This is a genomic window from Sporomusa sphaeroides DSM 2875 (assembly GCF_001941975.2).
Classification (GTDB): domain Bacteria; phylum Bacillota; class Negativicutes; order Sporomusales; family Sporomusaceae; genus Sporomusa; species Sporomusa sphaeroides.
Genome location: NZ_CP146991.1, coordinates 582,431 through 595,933, shown reverse-complemented (window position 1 = coordinate 595,933; position 13,503 = coordinate 582,431). Strand labels below are relative to the sequence as shown.

Below are 13,503 nucleotides of genomic sequence, written 5' to 3'. Positions count from 1 at the left end.
CCGCAAACCATGTGCGAAATAATGTAACATAATTAGTTTATGTTACATCTTTTTCCGGTTGTCCAGTATGGCATTAAACAAACAGATACCTCATATCCATTGCCCTATGATGACATAGCTGATGGGATATGAGGTATTCATCAATATTACGGCAGGCTATGCAGCTGATTAGGTAAACTCTTACGCAATGTTACAAGGTATTTCCCAGCTTTTCGCCATAACATATTAAATTGGTACATATATTAACAATCAGGATGTGATTAGTATGGAATGCGTTGAACCAATCCGTAGTAAAGAACAAATTAATGCCATTAAATGTTATCTGAGAAACCATAATTTGCGTAATTATTTACTGTTTGTTTTAGGTATTAACAGCGGTTTGAGAATTTCAGACTTATTATCGCTTACCATCGAGGATGTAAAAGAAGTAGATCGCATCATTCTGCGTGAAAAGAAAACCGGTAAACCAAAAAGATTTCCCTTTCAGATACATGTAAGGATGCTATTCAAGAATATTTTACGAATACTAAAATTGATAGTAACTGGCTGTTTAAAAGCAAAAAAAAAATAATCAGGCGATTACTCGGATACAAACTTACAGAGTAATTAATAAAGCAGCACGTATGACCGGTATTACAGAGGCAATTGGTTCACATACCTTGCGCAAAACATTTGGTTATTGGGCCTATAAAATGGCGCAGACATAACTCAAATTCAAAACTGCTTAATCATTCCACTCCTGCTATAACATTAGCTTATATAGGAATTACGAAAGATAGTTTAGATAATATTTATAAAAACTTAAATCTATAACCCAAAACTTTATTGCTGGGAAACAATCTTGTCGAAAGAGGAGGAAATTGCAATAAATGGTTGAATCTAGTATTATTAGTCCTTATGCAATTGTGTAACATAAACTAATTATGTTACATTATTTCTAATTTTATACTCAAAACAATGAGCCTGTAAAACAATTTGTTTTTTTGCTTTTTTCGGAAAAATTCAATTTACCGTGCGAAAAATCTTAAAACTGCTGTAACTGTACAACATATCTAGAAAAACTGTAAAGAAAAAGGTGTTTACCGAGGCGCGGCCTCATACCCACCTTTTGTTAGAATAAATAAGAAGGACAGAGCTTGTACTAAGCTCTGTCCTTCTTCTATTGATAACCATGGTTGTCTGCAATCATACCGGCTTTACCGGATCTGTTCGGGACTCACTTCCGATGAGCCTGAAAAAAGCAGGGAGATAATATATCCCAATACCGCGCCGGCGACAGCCGGTATCAGCCAGCCAAGACTAATGTCAAACAGCGGCAGATAGCTGCTAAAAGACTTGGTAACAAAACCTAGCGAAATGTTAGCCGCCTTTAATCCGTCCACAAGACTAACAATCGCAGTCAAAAGCATGCTATAGCGATAAACCTCTGTCCGGCCGCCAAACAGCGGGTCCAGGAATACCAGGAAAATCAAAACAATTACCAAAGGATAAATGCCAATCAATACCGGTACAGAAAACGCAATGAGCTGCGTTAAGCCAACATTAGAAATCACCAGACTAAAGATCGACAGTATATATACCAGGTTCTGATACGTAAGACGCGGGAAAAATCTGGTAAAAAAGGTAGCACAGGCAGATACCAGACCAATACTGGTTGTTAAACAGGCAAAGATGATCGCCAATCCTAAAATCAAATTACCGGCTGAACCATAATAGATATTAGCTGCCTTGGACAAAATTATGCCGCCATTCTCGGCTTGCCCGATGGTCCCCACACTGGTGGCGCCAAGATAGGCCAAAGACACATAGATGGCCCCCAGGAAAAATGCAGCAATTAAACCGGAGCCGGTGCATACTTTGGCAATCTCTTTAGCGTTCCTGACACCCTTGCTCTTAATGGCATTCACAACAATAATCGCGAAAACAATCGAGGCCAGCGTGTCCATGGTTAAATAGCCTTCCTGAAAGCCTTTGGCAAAAGCATGGCTTTGATACTCTCCCTGAGGCGCCAACGGGGCACCCATAGGGCTGATGAAGGCTTGCCCCACCAGGAAAACCAGCATAACTAACAGCGCCGGGGTTAATATCTTGCCAACCCTGTCGACAATTTTGCTGGGATTTAGCGCCAACCAACAGGTAACCGCAAAGAAAATAACGGAATAGATAAGCAGGCCCAGGCCATCGCTGGCGCCTGCCACAAACGGCTTAACGCCAACTTCGTATGACACCGCACCTGTACGGGGAATAGCAAATAAAGGGCCAATGGTCAGATAGGTGCTCACCATTAAAACAGTGGCAAAAAGCGGGTGAACCCTCTTGGCCAAATCCCCTGCATCATTGCTGCCGGACAAACCGATGGCCAAAACCCCTAATAAGGGAAGGCCGACACCGGTAGTCAAAAAGCCTAAAATAGCAACCCAGACATTCTCGCCTGCCGCTTGTCCCAAAGCCGGCGGGAAAATCAGATTCCCGGCGCCAAAGAAAAGCGAAAATAACATTAAGCCAATCGCCAATGTATCTTGGAACGACAGTTTCTTTACTTCCAACAATATGTCCTCCTTTAGAGTAGTCCGCCAAGCCCAAATCCACAGTGTTCTTATCGCGAGATTTTCCGCCCAGCTTCGTTGGCCCACGAGGCATAAGGGCAACATCGGTTTCTGCTGTCGCTATCGCTTGGCACAAACCGTGTTTACTTTATCGTCGCCTTACATATGTCCGATATGCGCGGCTCCTCCGCCTTGCTGGACGAAAAATCTCGCGCAATTCATCCTATGGCTTTAGACTTGACGGACTACTCGTACTTATACCGTTACAGTATATTACATGTTTACATTTAAATCAATCTTATGTCTTCTTGTTGTATTCATAATTCATTACCTAAAATACCAGCTATAAAAAATAAAACCAGTCTCCCCTTCGTGACAAGGAGAGAGCTGGTTTCTTACTGGCAGCCTATTGATACTGCCATTTGCACAGCTTTCTTTCCAGATAATCAATGGTGCTAAACAAGGTCAGCCCAATGCTGCTTAAGGCAACAATCCCTGAATACATTTCCAGGTAGTTGACCCGCAGCCAGGCGTCCATGATAAAATACCCCATTCCATACTGTGTGCCAAAGGTTTCTGTAAAAAATAACACCGATATAGCGGTCGCCATAGCCACCCGCAGCGCGGTTAAAAACTTGGGCATAGAAGCAGGAATGAGAATGTCACGGACAATATCCGGGAACCCGGCTCCCAAAGAATATAAGGGGTAATAGGTTTCCTTGGGAATGCTTTTAACGCCATCCCTCACCGCCACAATGACCTGGAAAACGATAATCAGAAATATCATCAGTATCTTGGACATTTCCCCCAGGCCAAACACCAGCATCACAACAGGCAGCAGCGCAATCTTCGGAATGGGATAGGTTAAATACACTAACGGCGAAAATAGCTTGTCCCAACCGGAGAAATACCCCATACAGAGTCCCAGCGGGATACCAATAAGTACGGCAAAAAAAACTCCGGCAAGAATACGCCATAGACTGTAAAAACCGTGGACAGCAATTTGCGATACAAAAATTTCGATGAAATTAGCCATTACCGCCGCCGGCGGCGGAATAATCGGCAAAGCTACCCAGTAGGCTGCCGCCTGCCACAATACAAAAAAAATCACGGTTCCGTACAGGTACCAAACTCCCGGTCCCTTTTTCCTCACTTTGACCAATCCTCTTTTATCATCTTGCGTAATTCAATACTAAGCCGGAAAAAATCCTGCTGGTTGCGAACCCCTTCTATTCCGAATAACGGATTGTCAATGATTTTACTGACCCTCCCGGGAGTGGCTGACAAAATAACGATTTTCCGCCCCAAATACACCGCTTCTTCCACATGATGGGTGACAAGAATAGTGGAAACAGAATGCTTACGCCAGACCTGCAAAAACACATTTTGGATTTCCTCCCTGGTCATGGCGTCCAACGCCGAAAAGGGTTCATCCATCAGTAATAGATCGGGCTGCAAAAGAAAGGCACGGGCCAAAGCAACCCGCTGCTGCTGACCGCCGCTCAATTCGCCGGGATAACGATGCTCCAGGCCGTCCAGTCCCAGCAATTGAACCATAGCTGCCTGGTTTTGCCTGTTATCACTGGCTTGTTTGTTTTTTATTTTTACGCCCAGGCGTATATTCTCATAAATGGTTTTCCAGGGCAGCAGTCCGTAATTTTGGGGAATGAAGCCAATCTTTTGCTTTTGCGGTCTAACGGCTTGCCCGTTAATTTCGACAGTTCCCTCAAATTTTTTAATAATCCCGGCCAGTACCTTTAACAACGTTGATTTGCCACAGCCGGAAGGGCCAATGATTGCGCAGGTTTCGCCGGCAGCAAGCTCCAGTGTAATGTCTTTAAGCGCCATATTGTTGGAGTTGCGGTCTTCATAGGCGACACTTAGGTTTTTTATCCTGATCATAATGAACTACCTGACAAAACGGGTGTCGACCAACTCGGAATAAGAATACTTGTTCTTAATAAGCTGTCTGGCCTGCAGCCAGGTCATCACAGCATCAATGTCCTTGGGGTCGGGAGCAACAGCTTTTTTATACTGAGGCAAAACAAGCGCACCTTTGACATCCTGGGGGAAACCGCCTTTGGCAATAACCAAATCGATATAATTCTCCAGCGGTTCCTTGGCTAAGTAGTCGACAGCTTTATTATAAGCCCGGTACATAGCATGAATTTCCTGCTCTTTGCCATTAACAGCCTTAGCCGTAAAGAGTAATACGCCGGGATTTATCCCCAGCCTGTCGGAGGAGTTTACCAGCTTACCGCCATTTTTTATGGCGACACTTGCCAGCGGCTCCGGCAAAGTAGCGGCGGCAATCTTGCCATTTTGCAGCATTTCCAGGCGTGCGGGAATCTGCGGAATAACCACTTTGTTGATGCCATTAGCAGGCAAACCACTTTCATCGGCAATTTTGTCTGTTACATATTCAATAACGGTGTTTTTGGAAACAGCCACATCCTTGCCCTGCAAATCCTTAATGGAGGCAACTGTTTCATTTTTGTTAACAACCATTTTATAGCTGCCGGTTGTTAATGAAGTAATTACAGTATCAAATCCCCCGGCTTTGGCAAAAGCCTCGGCCAGCATATCTGAGATAGTCCCGTCTAAGTTGCCGCTCTGCAGGGCGCTGTCCCGTTCCATTGCACTTTTAAAGGATTTAAGGGTTACTGTTAAACCTTCTTCCTTAAAATAGCCTTTTTCCTGAGCAATGATAAAGGGAATGGAATCTACATCAGGCATAAGCCCGATGGTAAGGCCCTGCAACTGAGAGTGCTTGGGGGAAGTATCTTCTGTTTTGTTGCCGGTGCAGCCTGTCAGGGCAAGCGCCAGCATGGCAACAAGCAGGATAATTGTAACCTTTTTCATGGACAAACCTCATTTCTGTTAATTATCTTCGCAGCGGAAATCATTAGGGTTTTAGCGTAGACCGGCCATAAGTTTGTCTAACTAAATATAGTATATATAATACAATAAAACAGACAACAACATTGGCAGAATAAAAATATATCGATTGATAACCCGATTGTCCGGCCAAAATGCCAAGCACAATAGCCCCCCCGCCAACACCCGTATCCAGCGCGTTAAAAAAAGTGGCGTTGGCAATACTGCGCCTCTCCGGCGTTACCATGTTGATCATCCAGGTCTGTAATGCCGGAAACATTGAGCCGGTACCCAGACCGTAGCAGGCTGCCGCCCATAAAAACGCGTCCGGGGACGAAACCTTTGACAAGATCATTAAACCCAGAAACAAAACTACCGCTCCGGGAATAATGACCCAGGCAGGACCTTTTTGATCAAAAATCCGGCCTGTTACCAGGCGCGCTAAAAATACATTCGAGGTAGCTACCAGGAAGAAATACCCGGCGTTAGCAACATGCACCTCCCTTGCCAGTAATGTCACAAAACTTAACACCCCGCCGATACAAATGCCCAGCAGCAGGCTGAGAACTGCAGGAAAAATCGCTTGCCGCTCAATAAGCCGGCCCATTCCCGGGCTGCCTGCCTCAGCATGGCTAACCAGAGCGGCAGGCATACGTGAAGCCTGCGTCCACACAAACGCCAGCACCTGGCTTGCCGCGGCAACGGCAAACAAAACAGCGAAACCGTAACTGTCCACCACCCATACGCCGATAGCCGGCGCCAACGCCATGAGCAGGGTACTGCCAAGCCCGAAATACCCCATCCCTTCCCCTCGGCGCGAGCCGGGAATAATATCAGATACTATGGTGGCGTACATCGTCGTCGCAATGCCGAAGCCTACCCCGTGAAGTATCCGTGTTGATAATGACAGGGCTACATTTGTCGCCCAATAATAACCAGCTATCGCAATCATGCAAATAACAATACCCCATAGCAAAAAATTCGTTTTTCCCAGCCTGTTAATTCCCTGCACTGTATAAAAGCGAATCAATACGGCGGAAAAAGTGAAGCTCCCCATAATCAGCCCGATTTGCGCGTCTGTTCCCCCAAAACCGGCGATAAACAGCGGCAGGGTCGGTATCAGCATGTGAAAGCCTGAAGCCAATAACGCATTAGAAACTGCCAGATAGATAAATGCCCTGGTCCATAACGGTTCTTTTACTACTGCCGGATTCATTCTGTCTATGTTCACTACCTCTGCTTCCCTGGGTCCACCAAGCCAATATCCACAGTGTTCTTTCATCCTATGGCTTTATACCCTGGCAGACTACTGGTCCAAAATTTTAAATACCATTGCACTGTAAAGCTAACCTTCGTCAAGCTATATCCTCTTCGACACCTACTGTGCTCTTACCTCCAAAAAGTTTGGATTCTTCGTACTTTGGTGAGATTATCCGGCTGCCAGGATATCTTTTCCAGAAAAATTTGCGTTACCCAATTGATCCTCCGGCGTTTAACACTATGAAGGCGCCAATACAAAAAACAATTTCGGGAGGAACAATACTCATGAACTTGAAGCATAAAAAATTAATCGCGGCAATAACCGGAGCTGCAATTATCTCCGGCGGTTTTGTACCAATGCTGTCTCCGCTGGCCCTGGCGGCTGCAAGCCAATCGGCTCCGGCCGCAAACGGGCAGCAGACAGCGGCAGAAGTATTTGCCACAGAAGCTGTAATTACAGAAAACAACGGAGCCACGCGCCGTGTGGTTGTAAACAACACCGGGAAACAAACCATTGCGGTTGCACTTGAAAAAAACATCGTAGACCAACTGCAGCAGGAGGCAAATAAAGGCAGGCAGCAATGGCTCCTGGACCCGGTAAAAGTAGTCAAGGCTAATGCTGCCAAATACGGGTTTGATGCCAAGCAAGACAGCTTCACCCTCATATTTAAACACTACAACAACTCTGCCGGCACCGGCAAAGCCTATGTCCTGGTAGGGCACGGCCCGGCATTTTATTTAGTGGAATTATCCCAGCCGACAGGCTATGGCAATAACAAAATCTGGCAAATCACCTCCATCAAAGAAGCCAAGGTAACCGAGCCGAACAAGCCTAATAAACCTGATGTAGGTCCTGGCGTCACCGGCCTTGATTATAGCAAGGTAATCAAATGGCAGCAGGCGGTCGATGCCGGACGCGAGTTGTGGCGGCTTGACCCAATCAAAGTTGCTAAAAATGAAGGCAAAAACTATGGTTTCTCAGACAAAGACAAATTTACCGTTATCCGCAAAGTAAACAGCAGCTCCCTGTCACGGCATGGACAAACCGACGTTGAGGTAATCCACAACGGCAAGAAATATACCATGATTCTGGTTAAACCCTTCGGCGGACGTGATGCCATCTGGACAACGTACAAGGTGGCAGGCACTGCCGTTACACCAGGTACCCCCAGCGGCGAACAAGTTCTCTATTCCACCAGCAAATATAAGAACTGGCAGTGGAACCTGCCTAAATATCCCCAGGGTACCGGCGTAGCCGCTATCTACAATTATGAACTGCAGGCCAGAAGCTTTCAGCAGCAAGTCCCCCAGGCAGTTCTTGATAAACTCAATAAAGTGGATCTCACCAACAAAGTGGCTTTAGTGGCCTACCTTGGCGGAACTTCTTCCACCAATGAGATCGGCATTGAAAAGGTCACATTGAAAGATAATACGTTGACTGTCAATGTAAGAACAAAAAGCCCCAAGCCTGGTGCGCCGATGACCATGGATTATGTGAATCCTTCCGCCCATGTACTTGTTGACCGCAGTATATTCGAGACCGGCAAGGCTATTAATGTAACCTTTATCGACCAAGCCGGAAAAGTATTAGGAAAAATGAACCTGTCCCTCTAACAAGCCGGAAGCCGCCTAACCAGGCGGCTTCTTATCATTTGTCCGTCTGGGACTAAGTCATCGGATAAATTTAGCAGCAATATCACAGGTTTATATGATTTATATCACAGGCAGCCACGCCTCTTTTCTTTATACTGTAATTATCAATACTACTAAATACGGAGGTTTAACGATATGAGTATGTTTTGTCATCAATGTGAACAGACCGCCAATGGAACCGGCTGCACCAAAGTGGGTGTATGCGGTAAAAATGAAGACCTGCAAAGCTTGCAGGATATTCTGACCTTTGGTCTTAAAGGCATTGCCGCCTACGCTTACCATGCCCGCGAGCTTGGAGCCCGTGATGAACGAGTTGACGCATTTGTCCATGATGCCATGTTTTTTACGCTAACCAATGTTGATTTTAGCCTGGAACGCCATATTGATATGGTAATGAAATGCGGCGAAATGAATTACCGCGTAATGGAACTGTTGGATAAAGCACATACCGAACGTTTTGGCAACCCGGTGCCCACTAAGGTATCAACAGGCACCAAGGCAGGTCACGGTATTTTAATCACCGGCCATGATATCCTCGACCTCTACGAACTACTTAAACAAACCGAAGGTATGGGAATCAATATCTACACCCATGGTGAGATGCTCCCCGCCCATGCCTACCCGGAACTGCAAAAATTCCCGCACCTGGTAGCTAACTATGGTACGGCCTGGCAAAACCAGCAAACCGAATTTGCCGCCTTCCCTGGTGCTATTTTGGTCACAACTAACTGCATCATGCCTGTCAAGGAGTCTTACCGGGAACGCCTGTTTACCAGCGGCGTAGCCGGTATGGAGGGCTGTGAGCATATTACCGGCCGGGATTTCAGCGCGCTGATTGCCAAGGCCAAAGCCTTGCCCGCCCTGCCGGAACAAGCCGGTTCCAGCCTCATGACCGGCTTCCACCACACCGCCGTTTTAGGCTTAGCCGACAAAATCGTGGACGCTGTAAAAAGCGGCAAAATTAAACGCTTTTTCCTGGTTGGCGGCTGTGACGGCGCCAAACCGGGCCGCAATTATTACACCCAGCTGGTGGAGCAAATTCCGCAAGACTGTGTGGTATTAACCGTAGCCTGCGGCAAATACCGTTTCAATCATCTCGATTTGGGCGACATTGACGGCATCCCGCGCCTGCTCGACCTCGGACAATGCAACAACTCCTATTCAGGCATCCAAATTGCGTTAGCCTTAGCCAAAGCCTTTAACTGCGGTGTTAACGACTTGCCGCTCACACTCATCCTATCCTGGTATGAACAAAAAGCGGTAGCCATCCTGCTGACACTGCTAAGTCTTGGGGTCAAAAACATCCGTGTGGGCCCTACACCTCCGGCTTTTATGTCCCCTAACGTGCTAAAGGTATTGCAAGATAACTACAATTTACAACTTATCACCACACCTGACCAAGATCTCCAAGCCATATTTGGCTCTACCCCGGCTGCTGCTAATGCTGCTAATCCGGAGCCTGTGGCAGAACCCTCCTTCTGGGGACGTATCGCTGCTTTTCTGGGATTTAAGTAATCTGCGCCAGCCTTGAACAGTTTTTGCCTCATCCGCTTTTGACAGCAAAGAGCCCGGCCCCTGCGGCCAGGCTCTTTGCTTTGTTTATATATTGCTATATTTACCTAGAATTATGCTCTTAAAAATCTGAAACACTAGATACAAATAAAGCTGAAGGAGGGAAAACCTTGGGAATTAACTCCGCTAAACGCAAACAACTGAGGCGCAAATACAAACGCCGGGCTGCAGCCTTAATGAGTGCCGCAATTCTGACAGGAGCAGCATTGTCCGGTATCCCAGCCACTAAGGCTCTCGCTGCAGAAGCACCATCCAACACGCCCCAGCAAAAACAAGAACAGACATTCAAACATTCTAAGGATTCCCGCCCGCCAGGCCGTGGCTGGCATCAGCACAAACATAGCTGGCCAAGTCCTGATGAGAGTCAAGCCTGGTATCAGGACGGGAAAATTTATTACCGCAGTACCAACAACTCGGCCCGCGATTACCACTACCGCAGCGACTATGCCTACACTATCAATAATCCGGTACAATACCTCAAAGACCGGGCGGCTACCTATGGCTTTGATGCCTACCGTGATTCCTTCTCGCTGCTGAGCGTTACCAACCAGCGGGCCTTTATCGAAGTCCGGAAGCAAGACACGGGAAAACTCTATAACGTATTATTAGAGCGGGATTACAATAATGCATGGAAGATTACCAGCATTCGCGCCTTATAACCCATTTCCCCGTATTATTTAATTATTTGCTGAGCCAATGGCAATACCAATCAGCAGGGCGGCAATGGTGCGCATTTCCCTGTCATGACGCTGTTTCTCCCGTTCCTGACGTTCACGCCATTCCTTGCGGCTTTCATGCGCCCGCCGTCTCATTTCCCGCTCATGGCGTTCATTTTCGATACGTTTACGCTCATTATGGATACGCCGGCGTTCCTGTTCGCGGCGCTCCTGTTCACGGCGTTCACGCTCACGGCGGTCATGGTCACGGCGGTCATGGTCACGGCGGTCATCACGCCCGGGTCCGCGGCGATGGTCGCGGTCAGGTCCATGGCCGCGGCTAAGGTATGATATTTGTTGTGAGTTATCATTATATAAAGAAACAGGTGCAGCCGCAGCAACCGATGAAAACATGCCAACTTGCATTAAGCCAAGCATGGAATAAATAATCGTCTTTTTAAGCATGCAGTTCATAACGCATTACCCCCTTTATTTTCTAATCTAATCATAATATGGGAATATGACAAAAGTATGACAAAACATGAAAATAGTGCATCCCTCACAAAGTTTTGTGGGGATGCACTATTGAAAATTCTCTGGGGGATGTTTCATTTTCACTTGATAACAATCTTCAAAGCTGATGCATCATCGGTTCCTTTATGTTCTGCAACCAGTGCATGTAAGAACGACCAAGTACTGTCTGGCGTAGTGACGGCAAAGGCCTTACGGTCTGCAATCAGGTCAAACAGCCCGTCTGTGAGAAACAAAAATACATCACCCGCTTGAAAAGCTATTTCATGTTCCTCATACTCAGGGTCTGGCAGCAAACCTAGAAATATGCCTGGTTTAGAGATCAAGCCGGTCTGCTGGGCCGTCCAGGCAAACAGATGATTAATACCTGCAACCGCAAAAGACAGCACCTGTCGTTTAAAATCTATTTGAAAATAAATGGCGGCGGCAAACGTATCCTCGGCAACATATGGCGACACCTTCGAATTGATCCACCGCAAAGTATCGCCAGAGGATAGCCGCTTTTCTTTCGCTTGACGAAATAAAACTCGCAAGGCCATTGCTTGCAGCGCCGTCCCAACTCCGTGGCCCATGATATCAGCCACATAACCTGAAAGGGTCTGGGTCTGCTCGTTCCATAAATAATCAAAGATATCACCGCCAACGTGTTCATGCGGCTGATAGATATTGCAGATCGTCAAAAACGCATTATCCAGGTCTGTCGGCAGGAACCCGCGTTGGATACTGCCTGCATAGCGAATGTTGTCAGTCATCAATTTATTCTGTAAGCGAACTTCCTGCTCGGCTTTTTGCCTGATCAGAATTTCTTCTTTTAAACGCCGTTCCCGCTCGTCGAGTTTAATAACCATAGAATTGAACGCAAGTGAAAACTCCCCCATGAAATCAATTCTTTGCTCGTAATCTCCTTTGGCAATTTGCTGTGCCTGCCAGGTTAAATGATTCAGTTTAGAATGGAGTTCTTTTATGCCGGCGGCTAAAAAATTCATTTTCCCCGGACGCTCTATATTCAGATTGCCTCTGGCTAGCGGCACAGTGTATTCGTATAGTTCCTTCATCTGTCCGGCCAGGCGATTGAAGCAGAGAACGACTTGAGCCAGCGGCTTGCTGCATTCTTCGGCAGGTATTTGTTCCGGATATTTGCCCTGCATCAGCAGTTCGAAGCCGGTCTGTAATTGCTTTAATACCAGTAAATCCTGCTTATGCAATGTCAATTTTCTGATTCATGTTACCGAATCCCCTTCCGGTTTATTTTTTGAGCAGACAATCAAGCAGCCTATCACCGCTGCTGCCATACGCAACAGAATCTGTGCCAAGCCGCATGATTGCCAAAAATCATAGCTTTAGCCAAACGGCTGATATTTCATGGTATCTATTCGGTAAATTAGGATAATTATCCTCTATCCATGATTGTGTCTTTGTCATACCGATAAAAAACCGCTCTCTATATTCAAAAACATAAAAGTCCTGCAATTTGTTAATTGCAGGACTTTTATGTTCGCCTAATGATAGCTAAGGCAAATATTTATTCCCGTGAGCCCTAAATTTCCTGGGGCGGCTTAGTGCTTTTTCTTATTTAATTCTCCAATAAGCTGTTCATTGAGAATCCTTATATTTGTGCCTTTCATTCCCAGTGACTTGGACTCAATCACACCTGCACTCTCAAGCTTTCTCAAGGCATTGACAATGACCGATCTGGTGATTTTCTCACGATCAGCAATTTTGCTGGCCACAATTAAATCCTCATTGCCATTGAGTTCATCCATGATAATCATAGCTGCCTCCAGTTCAGAATAAGAAAGCGTATTTAACGCTACCTGGACGATGGTTCGCTTACGCATCTCTTCCTCCAGCTTATCCACGCTGCCCCGGAGCAAACCCATGCCAAGCATGGTAGCACCATACTCGGCCAACACCAGATCCTGTTCAGTAAATTCAGCATGAAACTTGGCAATAACTAACGATCCCAGGCGTTTGCCAATACCAACAACCGGAACTACCAGGGAATACTTTTCATCAATAGGGCATTGCAGTTGCTCACTAAGCACACAATTGCCGTCTTGGAGACGTATATTGCTGCTGGTTTCACGCACCCGCCGCAGTATCTTCACATATTCTTCCGGAAACTGACCCTGTTCTAATACATCTTCCAATATAACTCCACATTCAAATTCCTGCTGCAAAGCATATCCGAGAATTACCCCTTCTTTGTCAACCAGATACACATTGGCTGCCATAAATTCACTGAGAAGCTTGGTAACCTTATTATAATCCACCTTTTCGGATTCTTGCAGCAAATGATTGATTTCCCGCGTTTGTTTTATTAATGCCGTCACGACACAAGCCCGCCTTTCCTATATAATATATTCTATTTCTAACTAAACCCCTAATACTCGGTTTTTGTACCCCTT

At 46.1% G+C, this 13,503-nt stretch carries 12 protein-coding genes; 4 read left to right on the top strand and 8 right to left on the bottom strand.

From position 1 onward, the window contains the following. Positions 1-265: 265 nt before the first annotated feature. A complete protein-coding gene (locus SPSPH_RS02730; protein WP_338736672.1) occupies positions 266-571 on the top strand; it encodes a tyrosine-type recombinase/integrase in 306 nt (101 codons plus the stop codon). Between the two features lie 625 nt (positions 572-1,196). On the opposite strand, the gene brnQ is transcribed toward SPSPH_RS02730, so the two are convergent. The 5 genes from brnQ to SPSPH_RS02705 all read right to left on the bottom strand — a co-directional run bounded on the left by brnQ (position 1,197) and on the right by SPSPH_RS02705 (position 6,654). After that, on the bottom strand, positions 1,197-2,546 hold the full coding sequence (gene brnQ, locus SPSPH_RS02725) for a branched-chain amino acid transport system II carrier protein (protein ID WP_269147918.1): 1,350 nt from the start codon (positions 2,544-2,546) through the stop codon (positions 1,197-1,199). A 406-nt stretch (positions 2,547-2,952) separates the two neighbouring features. Beyond that, complete coding sequence (locus SPSPH_RS02720; protein ID WP_422396974.1) at positions 2,953-3,699, bottom strand: ABC transporter permease; 747 nt, start codon at positions 3,697-3,699, stop codon at positions 2,953-2,955. Continuing rightward, a complete protein-coding gene (locus SPSPH_RS02715) occupies positions 3,696-4,448 on the bottom strand; it encodes an ABC transporter ATP-binding protein (RefSeq protein ID WP_075752977.1) in 753 nt (250 codons plus the stop codon). Before SPSPH_RS02715 ends, SPSPH_RS02720 begins: the two co-directional genes overlap by 4 nt. A gap of 6 nt (positions 4,449-4,454) precedes the next feature. After that, a complete protein-coding gene (locus SPSPH_RS02710; RefSeq protein ID WP_075752975.1) occupies positions 4,455-5,408 on the bottom strand; it encodes an ABC transporter substrate-binding protein in 954 nt (317 codons plus the stop codon). Positions 5,409-5,451: 43 nt separating this feature from the next. Next, positions 5,452-6,654, bottom strand: coding sequence for an MFS transporter (locus SPSPH_RS02705; RefSeq protein WP_158027038.1), 1,203 nt, complete (start codon positions 6,652-6,654; stop codon positions 5,452-5,454). Positions 6,655-6,968: 314 nt separating this feature from the next. On the opposite strand from SPSPH_RS02705, the gene SPSPH_RS02700 reads away from it, so the two are divergent. The 3 genes from SPSPH_RS02700 to SPSPH_RS02690 all read left to right on the top strand — a co-directional run bounded on the left by SPSPH_RS02700 (position 6,969) and on the right by SPSPH_RS02690 (position 10,567). After that, positions 6,969-8,297, top strand: a complete 1,329-nt coding sequence (locus SPSPH_RS02700; RefSeq protein WP_075752971.1) for a hypothetical protein — start codon at positions 6,969-6,971, stop codon at positions 8,295-8,297. A gap of 174 nt (positions 8,298-8,471) precedes the next feature. Next, on the top strand, positions 8,472-9,851 hold the full coding sequence (gene hcp, locus SPSPH_RS02695; RefSeq protein ID WP_198930880.1) for a hydroxylamine reductase: 1,380 nt from the start codon (positions 8,472-8,474) through the stop codon (positions 9,849-9,851). A 167-nt stretch (positions 9,852-10,018) separates the two neighbouring features. Further along, entirely contained in the window at positions 10,019-10,567 is a 549-nt protein-coding gene (locus SPSPH_RS02690; RefSeq protein ID WP_075752969.1) for a hypothetical protein, read from the top strand. 18 nt (positions 10,568-10,585) lie between these two features. On the opposite strand, the gene SPSPH_RS02685 is transcribed toward SPSPH_RS02690, so the two are convergent. The 3 genes from SPSPH_RS02685 to codY all read right to left on the bottom strand — a co-directional run bounded on the left by SPSPH_RS02685 (position 10,586) and on the right by codY (position 13,428). After that, on the bottom strand, positions 10,586-11,038 hold the full coding sequence (locus tag SPSPH_RS02685) for a hypothetical protein (protein ID WP_075752967.1): 453 nt from the start codon (positions 11,036-11,038) through the stop codon (positions 10,586-10,588). Between the two features lie 140 nt (positions 11,039-11,178). Then, positions 11,179-12,306, bottom strand: a complete 1,128-nt coding sequence (locus SPSPH_RS02680; RefSeq protein ID WP_143558950.1) for a PP2C family protein-serine/threonine phosphatase — start codon at positions 12,304-12,306, stop codon at positions 11,179-11,181. 345 nt (positions 12,307-12,651) lie between these two features. After that, the gene (gene codY / locus SPSPH_RS02675) at positions 12,652-13,428 is read right to left on the bottom strand and encodes a GTP-sensing pleiotropic transcriptional regulator CodY (protein WP_075752963.1); all 777 of its coding nucleotides are present in this window, start codon (positions 13,426-13,428) and stop codon (positions 12,652-12,654) included. Between the last annotated feature and the right edge of the window lie 75 nt (positions 13,429-13,503).

Excerpts from the sequence above, each read along its gene's own strand:
- SPSPH_RS02715 (WP_075752977.1), bottom strand. The coding sequence starts at position 4,448 with ATGATCAGGATAAAAAACCTAAGTGTCGCCTATGAAGACCGCAACTCC.
- SPSPH_RS02700 (WP_075752971.1), top strand. The coding sequence starts at position 6,969 with ATGAACTTGAAGCATAAAAAATTAATCGCGGCAATAACCGGAGCTGCA.
- SPSPH_RS02685 (WP_075752967.1), bottom strand. The coding sequence starts at position 11,038 with ATGAACTGCATGCTTAAAAAGACGATTATTTATTCCATGCTTGGCTTA.
- hcp (WP_198930880.1), top strand. The coding sequence starts at position 8,472 with ATGAGTATGTTTTGTCATCAATGTGAACAGACCGCCAATGGAACCGGC.
- SPSPH_RS02710 (WP_075752975.1), bottom strand. The coding sequence starts at position 5,408 with ATGAAAAAGGTTACAATTATCCTGCTTGTTGCCATGCTGGCGCTTGCC.
- SPSPH_RS02730 (WP_338736672.1), top strand. The coding sequence starts at position 266 with ATGGAATGCGTTGAACCAATCCGTAGTAAAGAACAAATTAATGCCATT.